General features: G+C 51.7%; 1 protein-coding gene. It reads left to right on the top strand.

All coding sequences use genetic code 11. The features are described from left to right. Positions 1-336 precede the first annotated feature (336 nt). Positions 337-716, top strand: a 380-nt coding sequence (locus ACOCD2_RS23945; protein ID WP_295539936.1) for a hypothetical protein, incomplete at its 3' end; no start/stop codon positions are given.

Here is a 716-nt window from a genome sequence, read left to right as displayed (position 1 = left end):
CCTATTGCCGCATCTCCAGTTACCTGCAGACCATGGCAAATCAGGGATACAATCCGCTGGTCGCCATTCAAATGGCCTTTTCGGGACAGCTCTATGCTGATAGGGGTGAGTAGTTACCCTGGCCACAGGCACAGTTCGCCGTCAAACAATCAGTCTTCAGAATCATTCTCACAGGCTGATCCTTACCCCCACATCAGATTTGGCTTACAAGCCGACAAGCCATACCGCCGTATCTGAAAGCTGCTTTCCTTTCTAGTCTTTAAGTTGCCAACGCATAAAACGCATTTCTCCATTGCCAACAGTGGCTGGAGTGTGCAAACGAAAGGAGACAGTCAAATGCAAAACCTGAATATCAGGGAAAAAATTCCCCAGCAAGATGAACATCCTGATCCCAACCCTGCACCCGGACTGGTTCAGGCGAGGATCCCCCCAGGCTACAACACCAACATCAATGTCCGTTTTGTTCCCGGACGGAACATTGGTGATCTCGTAGCCATTCCCAAGACCTGCAAACCACGCAACGGGAAGAAACATCCGAAAGCCGATCTGCTGGCCCTGCCCGACAAACTGGTTGCCAAGCTCGTTGCATCAGATAAAAAGATGATTGCCTGGCTGGCCCGGGACGAAGCCAACACGCGGCTTTTTCTTTCTCATCCGGCCGAAGCCATGAAGAAAGCAGGCATCGACCTCAGCCGCGCAGAACAAAAGCTGCTGCA

The sequence above is a fragment of the Thiolapillus sp. genome, from assembly GCF_048562965.1.
GTDB classification, from domain to species: domain Bacteria; phylum Pseudomonadota; class Gammaproteobacteria; order Chromatiales; family Chromatiaceae; genus Thiolapillus; species Thiolapillus brandeum_A.
Note: the sequence above shows the minus strand (reverse complement) of the source record. Positions and strands in the feature narration are given on the sequence as shown.